The following is a 23,081-nucleotide window of genomic DNA, read 5'->3' as shown; positions in this document are numbered from 1 at the left end:
GGGGTGGTTCGAGAAGGGGAAATCATGGTCTCTCGCCGTACATTCCTGCTCGGCGCCACGGCGTTGGGCGCGCTCGCGCCGTGGCGGGGGATCGCCCAGGCGATCACGCCGACCACCCATGCGACGGTTCCCGGACTGTCGCGGCCGATCGAGATCGTCGATGATCGCTGGGGTGTCCCACATATCCGCGCGCGGACCAAGGCGGACGCCTTTTTCGGTCAGGGCTATGTCGTCGCGCGCGACCGGCTGTTCCAGATCGACTTCGCCCATCGCCGGGAAATGGGGCGGATGGCCGAGGCGTTCGGCGCGGCGTTCGCGGTGCACGACGCCAAGGCGCGGCTGTTCCATTATCGCGGCGACCTTGAGGCCGAACTGGCGCATGTGCCGTCGCCGGTGCTGGACTGCGTGCGCGGCTATGTCGCGGGGATCAATGCCCGGATCGCCGAGGTCGAGCACGATCCGACCCTGCTGCCGCTGGAATATCGCATCCTGGGCGTGATGCCGCTGCGTTGGGAACTGCGTGATCTGGTGCTGGCGCGCAGCGGCTCGGTCGGCAATGTCGATGACGAGATCCGCCGCGCCATGCTGGCGGCGATGGGGCGGCTCGATCTCGACCGGCTGGTGGCACCTTTGCGCCCTGCGACCGCCATGACCGTGCCGGAGGGGCTGGACCCGGCGCAGGTCAGCGAGGCGGATATGGGCGTTTTGCAGCTTGGGCCCTTGCCTTTCGGGCCGGGGACGCGGACCCGCGACCGGGACGAGATGTTGAGCGCCACCAATGCCGGGTCGAACGCCTGGACGGTGGCGGGCCGCCGCACCGCCACCGGTCGTCCGATCCTGGCCAATGATCCGCATCTGGGCATCGGCGGGTTCGGCCCGCGCCATGTCGCCCATCTCACAGCACCCGGCCTCGACGTGATCGGCGGCGGAGCGCCCGGGCTGGCGGGTATCATGCAGGGGCATACCGACCGCTTCGCCTTCGGTCGCACCAATTTCCACATCGATCAGGAAGACATGTTCGTGCTGGACCTCCACCCGGACGACCCGGAGCGCTACCGCCATGACGGCGGCTGGACACGGTTCGAGCGGCAGGTGATCGACATTCCCGTGAAGGATGCGCCGCCGTATCGCGCCGTGCTTCGTTATTCGGTGCAGGGGCCGGTGGTGTCGCACGATCCGGCCCGTTCGCGCGCGACCGCGATCGCCTCGGTCGGGATGCAGCCGGGCGGATCGGGAGCGTTCTCCATGGTGGCGATCAACCTCGCGCAGGACTGGGCGGGGTTGCGCGAGGCGTTCAGGCTGCACCCGTCGCCCACCAATTTCCATTATGCCGATGTGCGCGGCCATCATGCGTGGCAGGCCATCGGCTTCTGGCCGGAGCGCAAGCGCGGCAAGGGGCTGCTGCCGGTGCCGGGCGATGGCCGTTACGACTGGGTGGGGATGCGCGATTTCCGCGCCTTGCCCGGCGAGTTCGATCCCGCCAAGGGCTGGTTCGCCTCCGCCAACCAGAACAACCTGCCGCCCGGCTGGCCGGTCGAACGGAGCCCCGCCTTCTCGTTCCGCGATCCCGCCCGCTATGACCGCATTGCCGAGACACTCTCGAAACAGACGCGGCACAGCCTGGCCGACAGCGTGGCGCTCCAGCACGATACGCTGTCGTCGCTCGCCCGGCGTTTCCAGGCGATGCTGCCGCGCCAGCCCTCACCCGAAGCCAGGGCGGCGGTCGCGATGCTGTCGCGCTGGGATGCGCGGATCGACGGGGCGAGCGCGGCGGCTGCACTGTACGAGGTGGTGTTGCGCGAGCTGAACGCTCGGATGGTCGCCGCGCTCGTCCCGGAAAGCGCGCGCGACCTGATCCCCGCGATCGAGCCCCCCGAGCTGTTGCGCGTCGCCGCCGACCGGCCCGACCTGATCGACCAGTCGCTCGCCATCGGCTGGACGGAAGCCGCCAGGCTGCTGGGGCCCGATCCGACAGGCTGGCGGTGGGAAGCGCTGCACCGTGTCCGCATCACCCATCCGCTTGCGCGGATTCCGGCGATCGCGGCAGCCTTTCCCGTGATCGAAATAGGGGGCTCGGGCGGCGACGGCTTTACGGTGATGGCGCGCTGGCTGGGCGACGGGCCGGACTGGCGGGTCGGCGGCGGGGCGAGCTATCTGGAGGTGATCGACGTCGGCGACTGGGACCGGTCGCTGATGCTCAACCTGCCGGGCCAGTCGAACGATCCGCGCTCGCCGCACCGGCAGGATCAGGTCGGGGCCTGGAGCGTCGGCACGATGCAGCCCATGCCGTTCAGCCGATCGTCGGTCGATGCCGTCGCGGCCACCATCACTCGCCTGCAACCCGAAAGGAGCATTTCATGAAGCGCCTCGCCCTGATGGCCCTGGTCTGGTGCGTCGCCACGGCGTCGACCGCACCGCGCGTCGATGTCGTGATCCGGGGCGGCACCATCTATACGGGGGCGGAGACGCCACCCTTCATCGGCGATGTCGAACTGTCGGGCGATCGCATCGTCTATGTCGGGCGGTCGCGGGGCACGCGGGCCGGCACGGTGGTCGACGCGCGGGGGAAGATCGTCGCGCCGGGCCTGATCGACGCGCATACCCATCCGGACAGCTATATCCGCTCGGCCGATCCGAAGGCGCGGCTCAATCTCCCCTGGCTGGCGCAGGGCGTCTCGACCGTGGTGATCGGTGTCGATGGCTATGGCACGTTCGAGGTGGCGAAGGACTCGAAGGCGCTGGAGGCGAGCGGGATCGGCACCAATGTGGTGCCGTTCGTCGGCTTCGGCGCGATCCGCGAGCATGTGCTGGGCCAGGACGCCCGCGCGCCCACGCCCGCCGAACTGGCGGAGGAAAAGCGGCTTGCGGCCCGCGCGATGTGCGAGGGCGCCTATGGCCTGTCCACCGGCCTGTTCTATCCGCCGCAAAGCTTCGCCAAAACGGACGAGGTGGCGGCGGTCGCCAGCGAGGCGGGCAAGCGCGGCGGCCTGTACGACACGCACCAGCGCGACGAGGCCCATTATTCGATCGGCCTCCTCGCCTCGACACGGGAAGCGATCGAGATCGGGCGCATCGCGGGCACGCCGGTCCATTTCGCCCATCTGAAGGCGCTGGGCGTCGATGTGCAGGGCCAGGCGCCCGCGCTGATCGCCACGATCGAGGCGGCCCGCCGCACCGGTCAGGTCGTGACCGCCGACCAATATCCCTGGCTCGCCTCGGGATCGAGCGTCGATGCTGCGCTGGTGCCGGGTTGGGCGATGGACGGCGGCTATGCCAGGTTGCTCGCGCGGTTCGACGATCCGGCCGCACTCGCGCGGCTGAAGACCGAGATGGCGGAGAATCTGCGTCGGCGTGGCGGGGCGGACTCGCTGCTGCTCACCGCGCAGGGCCAGCCCTGGAGCGGCAAGACGCTTGCCGCGATGGCGGCACAGTGGGGGCTCTCGCCGATCGATGCGGCGATCCGTATCCTGCGCGTGCCCAATGCGGCGCGCACCGGCCCGGCGGGCAGCGACGTGGCCAGCTTCAACATGGTGGATCGCGACGTCGACCTCATCATGAAACAGCCCTGGGTGGTGACCTCGTCGGACGGATCGGACGGCCATCCGCGCCAATATGCGACCTTCCCGCAACTCTATCGCACCTATGTCGTCGAGCGGAAGGTGATCAGCCTGTCCCGGTTCATCCGCAGATCGACCGGCGCCACGGCGGACATGTACCGCATCGCGCAGCGCGGATATCTCCGGCCCGGCTATTATGCCGACGTCGTGGTGCTCGATCCCCAGACATATGCGCCGCGCGCCGACTATATGCATCCGCGGGTGCCCAGCGTCGGGGTGAGCGCACTGTTCGTCAACGGGCGACGGGCGCTGTCCGATGGGGCGGCGACGGGCGTTGCAGCGGGCCGGGCGCTGCTGCGGCCCCGGCCCGGCGGCTGCGGCCAATAGCCGGACGTTATAGGCGGCGATGCGAGCGTGATTGGCGGCGTATAGGGAGTTGCTTCTATCATGTTCGCATCATGACCATTCCCGCTCCCTACCTCCTCTATCTCGGCCATTCCGATGACGAGATCGGTCTCAAGACATCGCGCGGTCTGGCCGCCTTTCGCCGCGACGATTGCGTGGGCGAGTGGCGGCACGACGATTGTCCGTTCACGCTCGGCCTGCCCCGGATGGATGCCGCCGCCGGGCGTACGGCAGGCGCACGGACGCTGGTGCTGGGCATCGCCAATCCGGGCGGGCGTTTCCCCGACTGGATGATCGGCGACGCCCTGGCCGCGATCCGTGCCGGGCTCAACATCGCCTGTGGGCTGCATCAGCGGCTGCGCGACGTGCCCGTGCTGGTCGCGGCGGCGAAGGAGGCCGGCGTCACCCTGTTCGACGTGCGTGACGCGCCAGAGACGCTGCCGGTCGGCAACGGTCGCAGGCGGGCGGGCAACCGGCTGCTGACCGTCGGCACCGATTGTTCGGTCGGCAAGATGTACGCCACGCTCTGCCTTCGGGATGCCATGCGCGCGCGGGGTGTCGTCGCCGACTTCCGGGCGACCGGCCAGACGGGCATCCTGATAGCAGGAGAGGGCGTGCCGCTCGATGCGGTGGTGGCCGACTTCATCGCAGGGGCGATCGAGACGCTGGCCCCGGCCCGCACGGATGAGGGCTGGGACTTGATCGAGGGGCAGGGGTCGCTGTTCCACCCGGCCTTTGCAGGCGTTTCGACCGGCCTGCTCCACGGGGCACAGCCGACTGCATTGGTGATGTGCCACGATCCGCTGCGCCCGCATATGCGCGGGCTGCCGCATTTCCCGATGCCGGGGCTGGCCGATTGCCTGGAGGCCAATCTGCGCGTCGCCCGGCTGACCAGCCCCGACGTCCGCGCCGTCGGGGTGGCGCTCAACACCGCCAAGCTCGACGAGGCGGCCGCCCGACGTCTCTGCGCCGAGACCGAGGATGCGCTGGGCCTGCCCTGTACCGATCCCTATCGCTTCGGTGCCGAGCCGATCATCGACCTCTTGCTGGAGACGTCATGCGACGCTTCCTCACCGTTCGTCACGACGCTTTCCCGCTAAGGGCGCCGTTCCGCATCGCGCGCGGCGTGAAGACGGCCGCCGATGTGGTGACGGTAACGATCCGCCAGGGCGACGCGCAAGGATGGGGCGAGGGCGTGCCCTATCCCCGCTATGGCGAGACGATCGACGGCGCGATCGCGGCCATCGAGGCCGTACGCGCCCTGATCGAGCATGGCGCGACCCGAGCGGACATCGCCGGGGCGATGCCGGCGGGGGCCGCGCGCAACGCGGTGGATTGCGCCCTATGGGACCTGGAGGCGCGGCTGGCCGGGACGAGTGTCGCCACGCTGGCGGGTATCCCGCCCGTGGCCGCGCTGGCGTCGGCGATCACCATCGGGATCGATACGCCGCAGGCGATGGCCCAGGTCGCGCGTGGCGTGGCGCGGGTGCCGCTGCTCAAGATCAAGGTCGATCGCGAGGGGGCGGCCGATCAGATCGCGGCGGTGCGCGCCGTCGCACCCACGCCGCGACTGATCGTCGATCCCAATGAAAGCTGGCGGGTGGGGGACATCGCCGACCGGCTGCCCATGCTGCTGGCTCAGCGTGTCGACCTGCTCGAACAGCCGGTGCCCGCCGGTGAGGATGAGGGGCTCGCCGACCTGGCGGGCGCGATCCCGATCTGCGCCGACGAGGCGTTGCACACCCGCGCCGACCTCGATCGACTGGCCGGGCGCTACAGCCATGTCAACGTCAAGCTCGACAAGACCGGCGGCTTGACCGAAGCATGGGCGCTGGCCACGGAGGCGAGGGCGCGAGGGTTCGGCGTGATGATGGGGTGCATGGTGTGTTCGTCGCTGGGGATCGCGCCCGCGATGCTGGTGGCGGGGGGCGCGGACTTCGTCGATCTCGACGGCCCGCTCTGGCTGGCGACCGATCGCCCCGGCGGCGTGCGCGATGACGGCGGCATTCTGAGCCCGCCCCAACCCGGCTTCTGGGGAACGCCCGCTTGCGCCTGATCCGGGGCTGGTTCGCCATTCCGCTGTGGCAGCGGGTGGTCGGCGGGTTGCTGCTCGGCGTCGCGCTGGGGCTGTTCCGGCCCGAGGCGGCCGGGGCGATCCGGCTGGTCGGAGAGCTGTTCGTCCGGCTCATCAAGATGCTCGTCGTGCCGGTGGTGCTGGTCACCATCGCAGGCGGAATCGCGACCTTGGGCGATCCGCGACGGCTGGGGTCGATCGGCCTGCGCACCGTGGGGCTGTTCGCCGCGACCACGCTCGTGGCGGTGTCGGTCGGCATGGCGATGGGCCTAGTGCTGAGGCCCGGCGTGGCCATGCCGCTGGCGGGCGTCGTACCCCATCCGCTCGGCCCCCCGGTGACGCCCGCCGACCAATTGCTGTCGATCGTGCCGACCAACATCGTCGAGGCGCTGGCGCGCGGCGACATGCTGGCGATCATCTTCGTCGCCGTGCTGCTCGGCACCGGCAGCGTGATGGCGGGTGAGGCGGGGCGGCCGGTCGTCGCGCTGCTCCAGGGTCTGTCCTCGGTCCTGCTGCATATCGTGCGCGCCGTGATGGAGGTGACGCCGTTCGGCGTTTGCGCGCTGATCGCCCAGGCGGTGGCGGTGAACGGCGCAGCGGTGTTCGTCCATGTCGGCTGGCTGGCGCTGGCGGTCGTGCTCGGGTCGCTGGTGCAGATGCTGGTGGTGCATGCCGGGCTGGTCGGGTTGATCGCGCGACTGCCGGTGGTGCGCTTCTTCCGGGGGATCGTCGATGCGCTGGTCGTCGCCTTTTCGACCGCCTCGTCCTCGGCGACGCTACCGGTCGCGTTGCGGGTGGCGCAGGACAATCTGGGCGTGTCGCGCGGCGTCGCCTCGACCGTGTTGCCGCTGGGCGCGTCGATCGGCAAGGACGGCACCGCGATGTATGTCGGACTGCTCGGCCAGTTCGCGTTGCAGGCGCTGGGCATCGTGCCCGACGCCACCATGCTCGTCACCATGTTGCTGACCGGCGCGCTGGCGGCGTTCGGGACGGCGCCGGTCCCCTCCGCCTCGCTGTTCATGCTGGCGGCGATGCTGTCGGCGGTGGGCGTCGGGGCGGAGCAGACCGCGCTGGTCGTGGGGCTGGTCCTGCCGTTCGATCGATTGCTCGACATGACGCGCACCGTGCCCTCGGCCTCGGCCAATCTGGCGGTCGCCACGCTGGTCGCGCGAGGCGAGGGAGAGCTGGATACGGCGCGCTTTCGCGGGTCGAGCGATGGCGTTAGCTTGCATCGATGAACCTTCGCCATATCGAGATTTTCCACGCGGTGTACGTCAACGGCTCGGTCTCCGCCGCCGCCCGCGCCCTCAACGTGTCGCAACCCTCGGTGTCCAAGACGCTCCGCCATGCCGAGAGCCTGCTGGGGTTCGAGCTGTTTCAGCGCTCGAACGGGCGGCTGTTGCCGACCGAGGACGCCCATGCGCTGTTCGCCGACGTCGCCGATATCCAGGAGCGGGTGCGCGCGTTGCGCGAGGCGGGGCGCAACCTGCGCATGGGTGCCGGGACGACATTGCGCATCTCCGCGCTGCCCAGTCTGGGCCTGGGGGTGCTGCCCGATGCGGTGTCGCGGTTTCTTGCCCGGCGGCCCGATGTCCGCTTCGACTTGCAGACGGTCCATCACGACGACCTGCTCCGTAAACTCTATGAACGCGAAAGCGACATCGCCATCGCCAGCGAGCCGCCGCGCGGCGTGGCGCTCACTCATGACTGGCTGGGCGAGGGCGAGATGGTCGTTCTTTACCGCGAACGCGACATGCCCGATGCGCCGCCCCGGCTGGAATTGTCGCAACTGGTCGGGCGGCCGCTGATCTCGCTCAAGGGCAGCGGCCCGATCGGCAAGCTGCTGTCCGAGGAGATCGACCGGCACGATCTGGTGCTGGACGAGATCGTGGTGGCGCGGACCTTCTACATCGCCGCCGCGCTGGTTCGTGCAGGCGTGGGGCTGGCGATCGTCGACAATTTCACCGCGGCGGCATCGATGACGCCGGGGCTCGCGATGCGGCCGCTTCGCCCGTCGATCACCTTCGACGTCCATGCCATCCATCTGCTCGATCGCCCGCCCTCGATGCTGGCGGCCGAGTTCCTGACCCTGTTGAGCGAAGAGATCGAGCGCCGATGATGGGAGGCCTGTTGCTGCCGCTGTTGCTGGCGGGCGCGCCGGTCGAGGCGCCGCTGCCGCCCGCCGCGATGGAGGCGCTGGCGAAGGCGCCGCCGGGCACGCGCATCGGGCTGGTGGTCGTCGATCCCGAGGGGCGCGAGATCGTCGCGCTGCGCCCGGACGAGCGCTTCGTGCCCGCGTCCAACACCAAGCTGTTCACCACCGCCGCCGCCTTCGCGACGCTGGACGTGGCGACGCCCGATGCGCCGGGTGGGGCGACGGTTCGGCTGGAGGGGCAGGGAACCCCGACGGTGATCCTCGCGGGGCATGGCGATGCCCGCCTGTCCTCCGCGCCCGATTGCCGTGTCGATTGCCTGGCGGAGCTGGCGACAGCCGTGGCGCGCCGCACGCGGGCGGTGGGCGATGTCGTCGGCGACGACACGGCGTTCCCCGACGAGCGCTGGCCGCAGGGGATGAGCTGGAACAACATGAGCGGCGCCTATGGCACCGGCATCTCGGCGCTGACGCTGGACGACAATGTCGTGACGCTGACCGTGACACCCACCGCGCCGGGTGCGCCGCCACGGGTCGTCGGTGACGGCTATTACCGGATCGACAATGCCGCGACGACGGGCGCGGTGGGCGGGGCACGGACGCTCTCGGTCGAGCGTATGCCGGGCAGCGACCTTGTGCGTGTGACCGGCAGTCTCGCCTTGGGGACGGCGCCGGTCGTCCTGAGATTGGGGGTCGATGATCCGGCGCACCGGGCGGCCTGGCGGTTCGCGCAACTGCTGCGGGCGGCGGGCGTGACGGTGTCGGGGCGGATCACCGTGCGGCACCGGCCGTTGACGGATGCTGACGATCCCGTGCGACGCGGAGGCGGCCCCGTTGCGGCCGTTGCGCCCGTGCCGGTGCTGGCGGGCCTGACGCCACCGCCGCTGGCCGAGGATCTGCGCGAGACCAACAAGATGAGCCAGAATCTCCACGCCGAACTGCTGCTGCGCCGACTGGGGCCGGGCGGGTCGGTCGCCGATGGGCATGCCGCCGTCGACACGGTGCTGGCCCGTGCTGGCGTGCCCCGCGCGACCTATGACTTTGCCGATGGCGCGGGCATGTCCAACTATAACCGCGTTACTCCGCGCGCGACGGTGGCGCTGTTGCGCTGGGCGGAGACCCAGCCCTGGGGTGCGGCATGGCTGGCGACGTTTCCCGTTGCCGCCACCGACGGCACGCTCGCGCGGCGGTTCGTCGGTACCGCGCTGGCTGGGCGGCTGATGGCGAAGACCGGCACGCTCAACGCCGCCAATGCGCTGGCTGGCACGATGATCGCGGCGAGCGGGCGGATGCTGACCTTCGCCGCCTATGCCAACGACATGGCCGACGACGCGAGCGCTACGGCGGCGATCGACGCGGCGCTGCTGGCGATCGCCGCCGCGAACTGAGCGGCGGTCGATCAGCCCCGCAACAGCGCGAGCGCATTGGACGCGAGCAGAGCCGGGGCGGGCGGCGGCGCGGGCAACGCCTTGAGCAACGGTGCGGCGACCGGGCCGAGCGCGGCCAGCCCGGTGGCGGCGAGGAAGCGGCGGCGCGCGATCATGGCAAAATCTCCGTCGTCCGGGTGGGCAGGCCCGCAAGATACAGCGCTCCGCTCAACGCATCGCCCAGCGGTTCGCTGAGCCGGGCGACGGTTCGTGCGCGCAACCAGGGGCGCATCTTCGCCGACAGGCCGCCGAGCAGCGCGCAGCGGGGCGCGCCGCGTTCATAGATCGTCTCGATGAACCGTTCGATATGGCCTGCGGCATCCTCGACGATCGAGCGGGCGATCGCATCGTCCGCCTCGGCATAGTCCATCACCAGCGGCGCGAAGCTGCCATAGTCGCGCGGGGTCGCCTGATCCATCCAGGCGATGGCGCGGGCCGTATCATGGCCGAACCGCTCGGTGACGGCGGTGCTGAGCGGCGTCGCGCGGGTCCGCCCGTCCAGCGCCCGCAGCGCATGGCGCATCGCGCTGAGGCCCAGGGCCGCGCCGCTGCCCTCGTCCGAAATCGGAAAGCCATAGCCGCCGATCCGGAAGCTCTGCCCCCCCACGCGCACCTGCGCGATGCTGCCGGTACCGATGATCAATATCGCCCCGTCGCCGCCGCCATGGGCCCCCAGATTGGCGATGACGGCATCGGTGTCGAACACCGTCGAGGCGAAGGGAAAGGCGAAGCCCTCCAGCGCCGCCCGCACGCCGGGCCGCGAGATGCCCGCGATACCCATCGCCGCCCGGACCCCCGCGACCTGCGCCGCGTCCAGCCCCGCCGCGCGGACCGCGTCCTCGGTCACCCGGCGCAGCGTCGCATAGAGCGCGTCCAGCCCCAGTCCGGCATTGGCCGGGCCCGCCTGGGCGGTGGCCAGCACCTGACCGGTGCCGTCGACCAGGCGGCAACGGCAATGGCTGCCACCCGCGTCCACGCCGAGAAAGAACTGCGTCATGTCCGATCCTTGCCTCTACTGCGTCTGCACCTCTTCCAGCGTCGTGCGGAAGCGACCGTCCAGCCAGTCGGTGATTTCGCGCGCCGCCGGATGATCGATCGCCCCATAGCGCTCGCGCAACTCGGCGAAACGAGGGCCGAGATTGTCGAGGCCGGTATCCTGAAGCGGCAGGATATCCCGGTGCAACAGGGTCGCCAAATCGGCGCCCAGCACCTTGGTCGCCGCCGTCAGAAAGGCCTGGCCATAGGCGTAGCGTTCCCCTTCGCGGTAGCTGGCGGCGAGCGTCAGTGCCGGGATGCAGGACAGGAGCGGTTGCGACGCGGGGTTGATCGCATGGCCGGTGACATGATGGCGGATCGCGGCCGGGCGACCGGTAAAGGCGCGCAGGTGGAGATACTGCGACATGCGCACGCCGTCATTGACGGGATAATTGTCCCACAGGCACACCTTGCGCCCGAGTTCGTGCTGCACCCGCTCCAGATGGGCGACGCCGATCTCGCGCGAGACCACTTCCTCGCCGGTCCAATAGACCCGCACCTTGCGATCGAGATGGCGGCCGAGCTGATGCAGATAGTCCGGCGGCCGCTTGCCCCAGGCGCGTTCCAGGATCGGATCGTCCGAATAGAAGCTCGGGCAGAAGAAGACCTGGGTCGCGCGGCTGTTGTTCGCGCAGAAGCCGACCAGTTCGGCCTGACTCCGCGCCAGATCGGGCAGGTCGGCGGGCAGGTCGTCGAACAGGATGGCGAGGTCGTCGATGCCCAGCGCGTCGAATTGCCGCAGCTTCCGCGTCAGCGCCGCACGGGATTCCTCGTTGAAAGGATGCGTGCTGCCCGCCGGGGTGAGCGCCACGCCGAAGCGCACGCCCAACCTCCTGCACTCGGCGGCGAAGGCGGCCAGCGTGGCGAATTGTTCCGGCGGATGCGGCTCGTGCCAGCGGCGGCGCAGGAACGGGTCGGCCTTGGGCCCGTAATGATAGAAACGATAGCCCGCCCCCGCCAGCGTGCGCAGCACCGTGGTACGGTCCGCCCAGCTCCAAGGCTTGCCGAAAAAGCCCTCGATCACGCCCAGGTTCAGCGCCATGTCTTCTCCTTATTGCGATTATCGAGCACCGTCGCCACCGCATCCCGCAGCACCGCCTCGCGCAGGGTGTCGAGCGCGGGATAGGGCTCGCCGTCCGGACGGTGGACCCGGTTGGTGAGCAGCACGACGGTCATGTCCAGTTGCGGGGAGAAGGCGAACCAGGTGCCGGTAAAGCCCGAATGGCCGTAAAAGGGGGCGGCGATCCCGGGGAGCTGCGTCTTGTGGAAGCCCAGGGCTTGATCGGCGTCGAACGGCGTCTGCTCGAATGCGGCGATCGTCGAGGCGGGTGCGAGCCGCCAGCGGCCATGGCAGCCACCGTTCAGCAGCGCCTGCGCATAGCGGGCAAGGTCGGTCGCGGTCGAGAACAGCCCGGCATGCCCCGCCACACCGCGCCAGCCGAGCGCCGCATTGGCATCGTTCGCCTCGCCGACCAGCATATGGTTTCGATAACTGGCAAAGGGCTGGGCGGGCGGGAAGGGCGCGGCGGGATAGGGCTTGCCGGTTTCCGCCATGCGCCGCTGATACGCGTCGCCCTGCGATGTCGCGGCGGCACGTCGGCGCAAGGTCGATGACGGCAGGAAACCGGTATCGGTCATGCCCAGCGGACGATAGAGCCTTTCGCGGACATAGCGGTCCAGCTTCATGCCCGCGACCCGCTCGACGACCGCCCCCAGCAGCATGAAGCCAAGGTCGGAATAGGCGAAGCGCGAACCCACCGGATAGCGAAGTGGCAGGGCCGCCAGATAGGGGAGTATCTCGCCCGAGGCGTCGCGGTGGAGCCAGGTCGGCTGCCATTCCCATAGCCCTGCGCGGTGGGTCAGCAATTGACGGACGGTGATGTCCGCCTTGTCGGTCCCCCGAAACTCCGGCAGCAGCGCGCCCAGCCGGTCGTCGAGGGACAGGCGGCGGGTGCCCATGAGATGCAGGATTGCGGCGGTCGTCGCCTCGATCTTGGTAACGGAGGCCATGTCGAAGAGCGTATCGACGCTCATTGCTCGCGGCGTTGCGAGTGGGTGCGGCGTGCCGTCCGGTGCCGTGGTCAGCGTCTGGGCATGGCCGAAGGCCGCGCGATGGACGATCCGCCCGCGATCGGTCACGAGCAGCACCGCGCCCGGATAGAGCGTACCGACGCCGCCGCGGACCGCCGCGTCGATCCGGGCGAAGCGCGTATCGCTGGCGCGGTTCGATGGGGCGCTCAGGGTCGGGCAGGCGGCAGGCGCGGCGGACGCAGGCGCGGCGCAGATGGCGAGCCACGCGAGAAGTGGGGCGATGCGGGCGCGGCGGGTTCGCGCGGCTCGAAACTTCATGCGCTCCATCGCTCCGCCATAGCATGCCGACGGATGGCCACCCATTCCACCATGGCGGACGTCCATAACGGCTGGCCATGGCCCCGGGGGCGACGGACGCTCAAGCCGGACCGTCCGATGCGTTGCACCAGTGGCGCGCACGGGGCGTCTGGCCGATGCCGGGGTTGAGCTGGTTTCGTGGATCGATCCGGCGGTAGAATTCGGCCAGCGCGGGCGGTGCGACATAGAGGTGGCCGACATTGTGCTCGGCCGGATATTGCGCCCCGCGCGCGTCGAGCAATGCCCATAGCGCATGCTCGAACGCCACGGGGTCGTTGCCTTTTCGGACGATATAGTCCTGATGGAAGACATGGCAGAAGAAATGGCCGTAATAGAGCGCATGTATGACCTGGGCGTCGAGCGCGGGCGGCAACGTCTCGGTCCATGTTTCGGCATTGCGGGGCAGGGCGACGTCGAGCGCGACGATATCGGCGACGGTGTCGGCATGGACCGCCCGGTAGCGGACCGCGGCACCCGCCGCGACGAACCGGTGGAGGAACGCCTTGGCGCTGTCCGCTGCGCTGCATTGGACATGGTCGCCCGCGTCGTCGCCGGGAAACAGCCGGGTGAGCAGGGCGCGGGTCTGGTCGATCTGGTCGCCCGACACCTTCAGCATCAGGTGATGCGCGAAGCGATCGCGATAGCTCCGCATCCAGGCGGGCAGGTGATCCGGTAGGAAACGCCCCGCCGCCTGCAGCAGGCGGTCGCTCAACCCCCGGGACATACGATCGGCCACGGCATCGAAGCGGGCCTTGGCGGCGAAAAGCGCAGGCAGCCGGTCGGTGCCGAGCCGCTCGATCGCGAAGAAGGTGTCGCGGCCATAGCGATCCGCCACGTCGAAGGCGGTGCGGTGCATATATTCGCCCGCGATCGGCAGACTGTCGAAATCGCGCAGCATCGTCCGCCGCAGGTCGGTCAGGCGGTCGGGTTCATTGGTGCCGATATAGAAGGTGGCGGTGCCCTCTTCGCGCGCGAAGGTGTCGAGGCGGACCGCGAAGACGATCAGCTTGCCCGCACTTCCCGCCGCCTCGAACAGACAGCGCGGGTCGGCATTGAAGCGGGCGGGGACATGGCTGTCGATCGCCCGGACATGTTCGGCATAGCGGTGATCGTGCGCCCATCGATCGCCCGCGTCCTCGATATCGGCGTCGCTGAAATCGCCGCGATCGAGGCGGGACAGGATCGTCTCCGGATCGTCGCCCAGCGCGATGCCCAGATGATTGACCAGGGTCAGGGTGCCATCGGGCTCGACGGCGGCGAACAGGGCCAACTGGGTATAAGCGGGCCCGCGCCGGATCAGCGAACCGCCCGAATTGTTGCAGATGCCGCCGACGACCGACGCCCCGAAACAGGATGACCCGATCACCGAATGCGGCTCTCGTCCATAAGGTCGCAAGGCCTGTTCGAGCTCGTACAGGGTCGCGCCGGGCAGGCACACCACCTGCTCACCCCCTCGAATCACGGTCAGCCGCGACAATCGCGTGGTGCTGATGATGACGAGGCCGCCCGGATAATCATCGCCATCGGGGGTGGAGCCACCGGTCAGTCCGGTATTCGACGCTTGCAGGAGGATCGAGACATCGGCGGCGACGCAGGCCTGTGCGACGCGCCACATCTCGACCAGACTGCCCGGTCGTACCACGGCGATGGCCGGTCCCCCGCCGGTGCGATAGCCTTTGCGGAAACGGGCGGTGGCACGCGCCGTGGTCAGGACGTGGCGGCGACCGACCGTGGCACACAGCCGGGCGAGCAACGTTGCGGTGTCGGTCATGGTGCGCCGAGGGAACGTCATAACCCGAGTAAATACCACTATGCCGAATGACGCAAGTGGCATGCTATTGGTTTGCATGTCTGCGAGCATCGGCGTAGCATGTCCCATCGCATGAAGATCGGATCGGGAGCATGGAATGCTGAGGATCGATGTCGCGCTCTCCGATGGCGGGAGCATGGTGAACGAGGATGCGATCGGCCATCATGGCGACGCGGCCTGGGTGATCGACGGGGCTACGGGCGTCGGTCCATCCCTGCTGGACGCCCCGAGTGACGCGGCCTGGTTCGCGCATACCGCCAGCCGGCTGATCGCCGAGGCGCTGGCGGAAGATCCGGATCGATCCACGATCGAGATGTTGCGCCTGGTCATGACGCGCTGTGCTGCCGCGCTCGCGGATGCCCAGCGTCGCGCCGCCGACGGCACGCATGAGCATCCCTCGGCGGCCTTTGCCATGATCCGCAGGCAGGGCGACGTCGCCGAGATCACGGCGCTTGCTGACTGTCGCGTGGTGACGGTGGACGATGCGGGGACTGCGCGATTGTTCGGCACCTATGCGCTCGATACCGTCGAGGCGCGGACCCTTGCTGCGGTCAAGGCGATCCGCGAGGAAGATCCCTCGATCGATAATGATGCCTTGAAGCTTCGCCTGTTGCCGGGCCTGAGCGACAATCGCCGTCTCAAAAATCGTGAGGGCGGCTATTGGGTGCTCGGCACCGAGCCCGCCGCGGCGGACCATGTCTGGCAGGCGACGGTGCCGCTCCGGCCCGGCCAACGCTTCGCCATCGCCAGCGACGGGTTCCTGCGGCTCGTCGAGTTGTTCGGGATAGCGACGCCTGCCGATCTGCTGGCGATCGCCACGCCGGAGGACGGGGCCGCCTGGCTTGCACGATTGCGCGATATCGAGAGCGAGCCGGATTCTTTGCTGCGTCATGTCCGTGTGAAGCGGCACGACGATGCCAGCCTGATCGTCTGCACCTGGGACCCGACGCGCTGATGCTGGTGATGGGCTATATGAGCGGGACGTCGCTCGACGGTGTCGATGTCGCGATGATCGAGACCGATGGTGAGCGGATCGAGGCGTTCGGCCCCACGGCGATCATCCCGTTTACGAGTGCCGAACGCACGATCATCGAGCAGGCGACCCGCGATGCTCTGGCGTGGAACGGCTATGGCGCGGTGCCGTCGTCGTTCGATCCCGCATCCGACCTCATCGTGCGGCTGCATGTCGAGGTTGGTGAACGGGTTATCGCGGAGGCCGGGTGCCGCCCGGCATTGATCGGTTTTCACGGCCAGACGTTGCTTCATCGGCCAGAGCGGGGCTTGTCCGTCCAGATCGGCGATCCCCGGATGCTGGCGGATGCCCTGGGCGTGCCGGTGGTCGCGCAGATGCGGCAGGACGATTTGCGCGCGGGCGGGCAGGGGGCCCCGCTGGTGCCGGTCTATCACGCCGCGCTTGCCGACTATCTCGGGCTCACGCGACCGGTCGCGTTCCTTAACGTCGGTGGTGTGGCGAACCTGACCTGGGTCGGCGCGGAGGGCACGCTGGTCGCGTTCGATACGGGGCCGGGCAATGGCCTGATCGATCAGGTCGTCCAGGCGCGTGGCGCGGGCCGTTATGACGATGGTGGCCGGTTCGCGGCAGCAGGCAGCGTCGATGCGGAGATACTGGCCCGGCTCCTGGCGCACGACTATTTCCGTGGGGAGGGGGCGAAATCGCTCGATCGCTATGACTTTCCGCTCGACTGGGCGGCGACCTGTTCGCTGGAAGACGCCGCCGCGACGCTCACCGCTTTCACGGCCGAGGCTGTCGCCCTGGCGGCCCGCATGCTGCCCGCCCCGCCCGAATGCTGGATCATATGCGGCGGGGGCAGCCATAATCCGGCGCTGATGGCGGCGCTGCGCGATCGACTCGGGACATGCCGGACGGCGGACGACATCGCCTTGCGCAGCGATTTCATCGAGGCCGAGGCGATGGCGTTCCTAGCCGCGCGCAGCCTGCAGGGCCTGCCGCTGACCTTCCCGGGCACGACCGGCGTTGCCGCGCCGCTGACGGGCGGACAGCTATGGTATCCCGTGTGTAATACCAAATGATGATACCACATCTTTACATGTTGGTGACAGGTATGCATGATCGGGGCGGGTTTCCGGGCCCGTCGTGCGACATGTTCCATGATAGGCGGACCGGGTTGGGGCATATCAGGGAGGGACTTTGATGATCATGACGTCATACCGACAGAGCGTAGCCGCAGCCGCACTGGCCGTCGCCCTGATCCAGGCACCCGGCGCCGCGCTGGCGCAGACCGGTCCGGCGACGTCGGCTACCCCCGCGCCCCAGGACGCTTCGACGACCGGTGACGAGGTCGTGGTGACGGGCACGCGCATTCCCGTTCCCGGCCTGACCTCCAGCAGCCCGGTCGCCTCGACCAGCGAGGAGCAGATCAAGTTGCGCTCCGCCCTGACGATCGAGGATTTCTCCACCGCCATTCCGCAATTGTCGGGCGGCGTGCGTCAGGGCTCGCAGGGCAGCGATGCGTTCGGCGCCCAGGTCCTCGAACTGCGCAATTTCGGCCAAAGCCGCTCGCTGGTGCTGATCGACGGCACGCGTGCGGCGCCGTTCAGCTTCCGCAACTCGGTCGACGTCAATGCGATTCCCGCCTCGCTCATCAAGCGTGTCGACGTGCTGACCGGCGGCGCGGCGGCGGTTTACGGCGCGGATGCCGTGGCGGGCGTCGTAAACTTCATCCTCAACGACGAGTATGAGGGCATTCGCGGCACCGCAACCAGCCGGTTGTCGGTCCAGGGCGGCGCGCAATATGGCGGCTCGCTGATGCTGGGCACCGGCATCGGTGATCGTGGCAACTTGGTGATCGCGGCGGACTATACCCAGCGGGACGGGGTGCGCGCCGGACAGCGCGACTGGGCCGCGACGCCCAACCAGACGATCCCAAGCCTCGGCGGCGTCTTTACCGATGTCGCGAGCGGTCGCCGCTTCGGCTTCACCGACGATGGCGCGTTCACGACCAGTCCTTCGCCCACATCCAACATTTCGGCCAGCTATCCGCTGATCTCACCGCTCAAGCGCATCAACGTGGCGGCGCTGTACAAATACGAGGTCACGCCGCAGGTCGAGCTCTATGGCCGGGCCATGTATACCAATGCCCGGACCGAGGAGACGGGTACTCCCGGTGCGGCGCCCGCCTCGGTCAACCGTAATGTCGCGATCAGCGCGACCAATCCGTTTCTGACCGACGCGATCCGCAACCAGTTGACCTTCGTGAACGGCACCGCGCAGGTGAACGTGTCGCGTTCTCTCGCCGAGCTGGGCCTGATCACCTATGCGACCGAGCGCAACACCTTGCAGGTCCAGTCGGGGCTGCGTGGGCCATTGACCGATGCGGTGCGGTGGAACGTCTATGCGCAATATGGCCGTTCGACCGAATCGTCCCTGATCTCGGGCGACGGCCTCGTCACCAACGCGGCCGGCGCCAACAATTTCGCGTCGATCGTCAATTCGGTGAACATCTTCGGCCCCAACCGGCCCGGCCTCGCCGCCGCGCTGGGCAGCACGATCGACGGCTTCATTCGCAAGCGCGACCAGTTCGTCACGGCGGGGACGCTGAGCGGCACGCTGGCCGATCTGTTTTCCCTGCCCGCAGGTCCCATCGGTTTCGCAGGCGGCGTCGAGTATCGGCGCGAAACGGCGAGCATCAATCAGGACAGCGCGCTGCTGTCCGGCAATACCTATCGCCAGGGCGTGCAGGCCGCCTATCGCGGGGCGTTCGACGTCATCGAACTCTATGGCGAACTCCTCGTCCCGCTGATCCACGACACGCCGCTGATCCGCAAGCTCGACGTCGGCGGCGCCTATCGCCTGTCGGACTATAACCTGTTCGGCACGCACGGCACGTGGAAGGTCGAAGGCAATTGGGAAGTCGACCGCAACCTGCGGCTGCGCGGCACCTATCAGCGGGTGTTGCGGACGCCCAATTTCGGCGAGTTCGCCGCCAGCACTTCCTCGCTGCCGCTCAACAGTCTGGTCACGGTCGATCGCCTGAAGCCGCGCTATGGCGGCGATCCTTGCGTGATCGGTACCGGCAATGCGGCGCAATGCGCGCGGTTCGGTGCTCCGGCGGTCGGCTCGGCCAATTCCACCGCCCCCGGCTATCTGACCGGCAACTATTATTATGGCGGCAATCCCGACATCAAGCCGGAGACGGGCTATACGACGACGGCGGGTGCGGTGTTCACGCCGACCTTCCTGCCGGGCCTGAACGTGACGGTCGACTATTATAACCTCGACCTGCGCGGGGCGGTCGGCGTGATCCAGCCGATCGCGGCGATCACGAGCTGCTACATCACCAATCCGAGCGCGAGCAATCCGCTGTGCGCGCTGGTCACGCGCAACGCGAACGGCACCTTCGCCGATGCGTTCGTCAACAACCAGAATCTGGGCCGTCTGCTGCAACGCGGCTTCGACATCTCGGCAGCCTATACGCTGCGGCCGGACTGGCTGCCGGGCAGGGGTGTCCGCGCGAGCTATCAGGGCAACATCGTCACCTCCTACCTGATCCAGGCGAACCCGACCGTGTCGGCGGTGCAGTGCAAGGGCACGTTCGGCGCGACCTGTTCGAGCGACGGCACGACCCTTGTCCAACCGGACTATCGCCACACCGCCGGGCTCGGCTGGCGGCTCGACAAGGGCGTGATCCAGTTCGACTGGCAGCGTATCGGCAAGGTCCGGTCGAGCACGGTCGGGTCGACCGAGACGCTTCCGGCGCAGGATATCTTCGACCTGTCGGCATCGTACGATTTCACCGATGGCGTGACGATGAGCGCGGGCGTCTACAACCTCTTCGACAAGACGCCGCCGCGCGTGTCGACCGGCGGTGTCTTCAACACCTTCCCCGACACTTACGACATATTGGGGCGGACGATCGGCTTCTCGCTGACCGCGCATCTGTGATCGGATAGCCTTGCTATGGCGCCCGGCCCGATGCGCGGGCCGGACGCATTCGCCTCATGCCCGTGGACGTTCGGTTCCGGGCGATCGGAGTATGCTTCGATGACGCTGCCCTTCTCCATGGCCGACTGGCTGGTGATCGCGGGCTATCTGCTCGTGCTGGTCGTGGGCGGATGGATATTGACGCCGCGCCATACCACGTCGGCGCGCGAGTATTTCCTGGCGGGCGGCACCGTGCCGGCGTGGCTCGCCGCGCTTTCGGTGCTGTCCGCGACGCAGTCGGCCGCGACCTTCCTGGGAGGGCCGGACTATGGCTATCACGGCGACCTCACCTATCTCAGCGGCAATATTTGCGGGGGCCTGATCGGCGCGATCTTCGTGGCGCATGTCCTGATCCCGCGTTTCTATGCGATCCGCGCCACCACCGCCTATGAGTTGCTGACCTTGCGTTTCAGCGAACGGGCGACCCGCTGGGCAGGGGGCATGTTCCTGGTGGGACGGGTCTTTGCCGGGGGCGCGCGCGTGTATCTGGCCGCCATCGCGCTGGCTATGGTCGTCACGGGGGGCGTGGGTGTGCAGGGCATCATCTTCGCCGCCGCCGCGCTGGTCGTGGCGAGCGTGGCGTTCACCTTCGTCGGCGGTCTGAAGTCGGTATTGTGGAACGACCTGATCCAGTTCGTCGTCTATGTCGGCTCGGCGATCGCGGTGCTGGTGTTCCTGCGCCTGTCGATCCCGGCCTCGAATGGCCAGATACTGGAGGCGCTGGCGCATACGCCGCAGGGCGTGGACAAGCTGCGCCTGTTCGACTTCTCGCTGGACCTGTCGCGGCCCTTCTCGGTACTGGCGATCGTCACGGGCCTCGCGCTGCTCTACATCGCCAATGCGGGCATGGATCAGGATACCACGCAGCGCCTGCTGTCCTGCCGGGATGCGAGGATGGGGGCGCGGAGCCTTTACCTGTCCGTGCTGGCGACCGTGCCGACCGTCGGCATGTTCATGGTCATCGGCCTGTTGCTGTACGTCTTCTATGACCGTCCCGACCTTATGAGCGGTTCGGGCGCCGTCGCGGCCAGCAGGTTCGAGGGGCAGAAGATCAGCATCTTCATGCACTATATCCTGACCCAATTGCCCGGCGGCCTGCGCGGCCTGGTGACGATCGGCATTTGCGCGGCGGCGGTGGCGACCACCAATTCGGCGCTTAACGCGATGTCGTCGGTCCTGGTGCAGGATTTCTATCGTCCCTGGCGCGACCGGCGCGGGCCCGTCGAGGAACATCATTTCGTCCAGGCCGGGCGTGCGGGCATGGGCATCATCGGCTTCGCGATGTTCCTGATGGCCGTCCTTTCCTTCTATTGGCAGCGGCACAGTTCGATGGGCCTCCTGGAGTTCGCGTTGCAGGTCATGGTGTTCAGCTATGCGGGTCTGCTCGGCGTGTATTTCACGGCGTTGTTCACCACGCGCGGCACCACCGGCTCGGCCATCGCGGCGCTGTTGATCGGCTTCGTGACGATCATCCTGCTGCAACCGGCGATTGCCCGGGCCATCGACCTGCCGCTCGCGCTCACCGGGCTATCCTTTCCTTTCCAGCTTTGCATAGGAACGGCCTTGGCGTTCCTGGTCTGCGCCGCGCCAGCGGGCCGCTCCGCATCGACGCTCCCAGTGGGATCAATGCTATGATGAACACCGAAACGCTCGACGCCCGGTATCTGGACCTCGACCAATGGCCGACAGAATCGGCGGTCGAAGCGATGCTGGAAGGGCAGATGGCCGCCATCGCCGCCATCCAGTCGCAGACGGCCGCGATCGCGCGGGCTGCCGAAGCGGCGGCGGCGCGGCTGGGCCAGGACGGACGCCTGATCTATGTCGGCGCGGGCACATCGGGTCGGCTCGCCGTGCAGGACGGTACCGAACTGAACCCCACTTTCTGCTGGCCGATGAAGCGTCTGGTCTTCCTGATGGCGGGCGGCTTCGGCGCGCTGACGGAGGCGTATGAAGGGGCGGAGGACAATGTCGAGGCGGCGCGGGCCGACATCGACGCCTGCGCGATCACGCCGTCCGATGTCGTCATCGGCGTCGCGGCGAGCGGACAGACGCCGTACACCGTGGCCGCGGTTCGGCACGCCAGGACGCTCGGTGCGCTGACGATCGGGATCGCCAACAATCCGGGGACGGCCCTGATCGAACAGGCGGAGCATCATGTGCTGGCCGATACGGGCAGCGAAATCCTGGCGGGATCGACCCGCATGAAGGCGGGAACCGCGCAAAAGGCGGTGCTGAACCTGTTGTCCACCGCCCTCATGCTGCGCCTGGGGTTCGTCTATCGCGGGCGGATGGTGGCCATGCGCGTATCCAACGCGAAGCTCCTTCGACGCGCTCGCCGCATGGTCCAGGAACTGTCCGGCGTGGATGCCGAGGTGGCGATCCATGCGCTGGGCGTCGCGGAGAACGACATAAGGTGTGGCGTGCTGGTCGCCATGGGCTTACCCCTGGACGAGGCGAGGGCGCTGCTCGACGCGCATCAAGGCAGCCTGCGCGACGCCCTGCACGCGCTGGACGCGCGGAAGGCGTGACGATGCGCGACATCGCCTGGACGCGGAGCGACGAAGCGACGCCCTTGTACCTGCAACTCGCCCAGAGCCTGCGCGAGCATATCGACGGCGGGGGGATCGATCCGGGGAGCGCGCTGCCCTCCGAACGGGAACTCAGCGAAATGGTGGGCTTGTCGCGCGTCACCGTCCGCAAGGGCATCAAGCAGTTGATCGACGAAGGCGTGCTGATCAGCAGGCAGGGTTCGGGGACCTTCGTCGCGCGACGGATCGAAGCGCCGGGGGCAAAGCTGAACAGCTTTACCGACGACACCCGGTCGCGCGGGCAGGACCCCGGCGTGGTCTGGATCTACAAATCCTACGCCTTGGCGACCGAAGAGGAAGCTGCGGCAGTGGGGGTGGCTCCCGATGCCCGCGTCGCCCGCCTCGGCCGTGTCCGCCTGGCGGGCGATGAACCGCTGGCGATCGAGCATGCGGTGATTCCGGCGATCTTCATGCCCGACCTCGATGCGCTGGGCGATTCGCTCTATCAGGCGCTTGAGGTCCATGGCTTTCGACCCACATCGGGCACGCAGCGCGTCCGCGCCTCGCTCGCCACGCAAACCGAAGCCGGAATCCTCAACGTACGACAGAATTCCGAGGTCTTGCGGATCGAACGCTGCACCCGAATTCCCGATGGGCGGATCGTCGAATTCACCCGCTCCGTCTATCGCGGAGACCGCTACGAGTTCGTGACGGATCTGAATGTCGTCTGACGCAATGCCAC

Annotated in this window: 18 protein-coding genes; 13 read left to right on the top strand and 5 right to left on the bottom strand. The window is 68.3% G+C overall.

What is annotated here, in order from left to right; all coding sequences use genetic code 11:
* Positions 1 to 24: 24 nt before the first annotated feature.
* From SM191_RS00970 to dacB, 7 genes are all read left to right on the top strand, one after another.
* Entirely contained in the window at positions 25 to 2,361 is a 2,337-nt protein-coding gene (locus SM191_RS00970; RefSeq protein ID WP_341504553.1) for a penicillin acylase family protein, read from the top strand.
* Positions 2,358 to 3,944 carry an N-acyl-D-amino-acid deacylase family protein gene (locus SM191_RS00965; protein ID WP_341504551.1) on the top strand — a complete coding sequence of 529 codons (1,587 nt, stop codon included), beginning with the start codon at positions 2,358 to 2,360 and terminating at the stop codon, positions 3,942 to 3,944. The genes SM191_RS00970 and SM191_RS00965 overlap by 4 nt, the downstream gene beginning before the upstream one ends.
* A 71-nt stretch (positions 3,945 to 4,015) precedes the next feature.
* Positions 4,016 to 5,062, top strand: coding sequence for an N-acetyltransferase DgcN (gene dgcN, locus SM191_RS00960; RefSeq protein ID WP_341504550.1), 1,047 nt, complete (start codon positions 4,016 to 4,018; stop codon positions 5,060 to 5,062).
* Positions 5,020 to 6,018, top strand: a complete 999-nt coding sequence (gene dgcA, locus SM191_RS00955; protein ID WP_341504549.1) for an N-acetyl-D-Glu racemase DgcA — start codon at positions 5,020 to 5,022, stop codon at positions 6,016 to 6,018. Before dgcN ends, dgcA begins: the two co-directional genes overlap by 43 nt.
* Positions 6,009 to 7,274, top strand: a complete 1,266-nt coding sequence (locus SM191_RS00950) for a dicarboxylate/amino acid:cation symporter (RefSeq protein WP_341504548.1) — start codon at positions 6,009 to 6,011, stop codon at positions 7,272 to 7,274. The genes dgcA and SM191_RS00950 overlap by 10 nt, the downstream gene beginning before the upstream one ends.
* On the top strand, positions 7,271 to 8,155 hold the full coding sequence (locus SM191_RS00945; protein ID WP_307001005.1) for a LysR family transcriptional regulator: 885 nt from the start codon (positions 7,271 to 7,273) through the stop codon (positions 8,153 to 8,155). Before SM191_RS00950 ends, SM191_RS00945 begins: the two co-directional genes overlap by 4 nt.
* Positions 8,152 to 9,576 carry a D-alanyl-D-alanine carboxypeptidase/D-alanyl-D-alanine endopeptidase gene (gene dacB, locus SM191_RS00940; RefSeq protein ID WP_341504547.1) on the top strand — a complete coding sequence of 475 codons (1,425 nt, stop codon included), beginning with the start codon at positions 8,152 to 8,154 and terminating at the stop codon, positions 9,574 to 9,576. Before SM191_RS00945 ends, dacB begins: the two co-directional genes overlap by 4 nt.
* Positions 9,577 to 9,587: 11 nt before the next feature.
* On the opposite strand, the gene SM191_RS00935 is transcribed toward dacB, so the two are convergent.
* The 5 genes from SM191_RS00935 to dld all read right to left on the bottom strand — a co-directional run bounded on the left by SM191_RS00935 (position 9,588) and on the right by dld (position 14,809).
* Positions 9,588 to 9,731 (bottom strand): hypothetical protein, encoded by a 144-nt coding sequence (locus SM191_RS00935; RefSeq protein WP_307001003.1) that lies wholly within the window; start codon positions 9,729 to 9,731, stop codon positions 9,588 to 9,590.
* Positions 9,728 to 10,612, bottom strand: a complete 885-nt coding sequence (locus SM191_RS00930) for a BadF/BadG/BcrA/BcrD ATPase family protein (RefSeq protein WP_307001002.1) — start codon at positions 10,610 to 10,612, stop codon at positions 9,728 to 9,730. Before SM191_RS00930 ends, SM191_RS00935 begins: the two co-directional genes overlap by 4 nt.
* 15 nt (positions 10,613 to 10,627) lie before the next feature.
* Positions 10,628 to 11,692 (bottom strand): beta-N-acetylglucosaminidase domain-containing protein, encoded by a 1,065-nt coding sequence (locus SM191_RS00925; RefSeq protein WP_341504546.1) that lies wholly within the window; start codon positions 11,690 to 11,692, stop codon positions 10,628 to 10,630.
* Positions 11,683 to 12,999 carry a serine hydrolase domain-containing protein gene (locus SM191_RS00920; protein WP_341504545.1) on the bottom strand — a complete coding sequence of 439 codons (1,317 nt, stop codon included), beginning with the start codon at positions 12,997 to 12,999 and terminating at the stop codon, positions 11,683 to 11,685. Before SM191_RS00920 ends, SM191_RS00925 begins: the two co-directional genes overlap by 10 nt.
* A gap of 100 nt (positions 13,000 to 13,099) precedes the next feature.
* Positions 13,100 to 14,809, bottom strand: coding sequence for a D-lactate dehydrogenase (dld, locus tag SM191_RS00915; RefSeq protein WP_341504544.1), 1,710 nt, complete (start codon positions 14,807 to 14,809; stop codon positions 13,100 to 13,102).
* 136 nt (positions 14,810 to 14,945) lie between these two features.
* On the opposite strand from dld, the gene SM191_RS00910 reads away from it, so the two are divergent.
* From SM191_RS00910 to SM191_RS00885, 6 genes are all read left to right on the top strand, one after another.
* Positions 14,946 to 15,803 (top strand): hypothetical protein, encoded by an 858-nt coding sequence (locus SM191_RS00910; protein ID WP_341504542.1) that lies wholly within the window; start codon positions 14,946 to 14,948, stop codon positions 15,801 to 15,803.
* A complete protein-coding gene (locus SM191_RS00905; protein ID WP_341504541.1) occupies positions 15,803 to 16,900 on the top strand; it encodes an anhydro-N-acetylmuramic acid kinase in 1,098 nt (365 codons plus the stop codon). Before SM191_RS00910 ends, SM191_RS00905 begins: the two co-directional genes overlap by 1 nt.
* 121 nt (positions 16,901 to 17,021) lie before the next feature.
* The gene (locus tag SM191_RS00900) at positions 17,022 to 19,772 is read left to right on the top strand and encodes a TonB-dependent receptor plug domain-containing protein (protein WP_341504540.1); all 2,751 of its coding nucleotides are present in this window, start codon (positions 17,022 to 17,024) and stop codon (positions 19,770 to 19,772) included.
* Positions 19,773 to 19,871: 99 nt separating this feature from the next.
* Positions 19,872 to 21,446, top strand: a complete 1,575-nt coding sequence (locus SM191_RS00895; protein WP_341504539.1) for a sodium:solute symporter — start codon at positions 19,872 to 19,874, stop codon at positions 21,444 to 21,446.
* Entirely contained in the window at positions 21,446 to 22,339 is an 894-nt protein-coding gene (locus SM191_RS00890) for an N-acetylmuramic acid 6-phosphate etherase (RefSeq protein ID WP_341504586.1), read from the top strand. The genes SM191_RS00895 and SM191_RS00890 overlap by 1 nt, the downstream gene beginning before the upstream one ends.
* 2 nt (positions 22,340 to 22,341) lie before the next feature.
* Positions 22,342 to 23,070, top strand: coding sequence for a GntR family transcriptional regulator (locus tag SM191_RS00885; protein ID WP_267433123.1), 729 nt, complete (start codon positions 22,342 to 22,344; stop codon positions 23,068 to 23,070).
* The last annotated feature ends 11 nt before the right edge of the window (positions 23,071 to 23,081 follow it).

The organism is Sphingomonas sp. 2378 (assembly GCF_038084995.1).
Classification (GTDB): domain Bacteria; phylum Pseudomonadota; class Alphaproteobacteria; order Sphingomonadales; family Sphingomonadaceae; genus Sphingomonas.
Note: the sequence above shows the minus strand (reverse complement) of the source record. Positions and strands in the feature narration are given on the sequence as shown.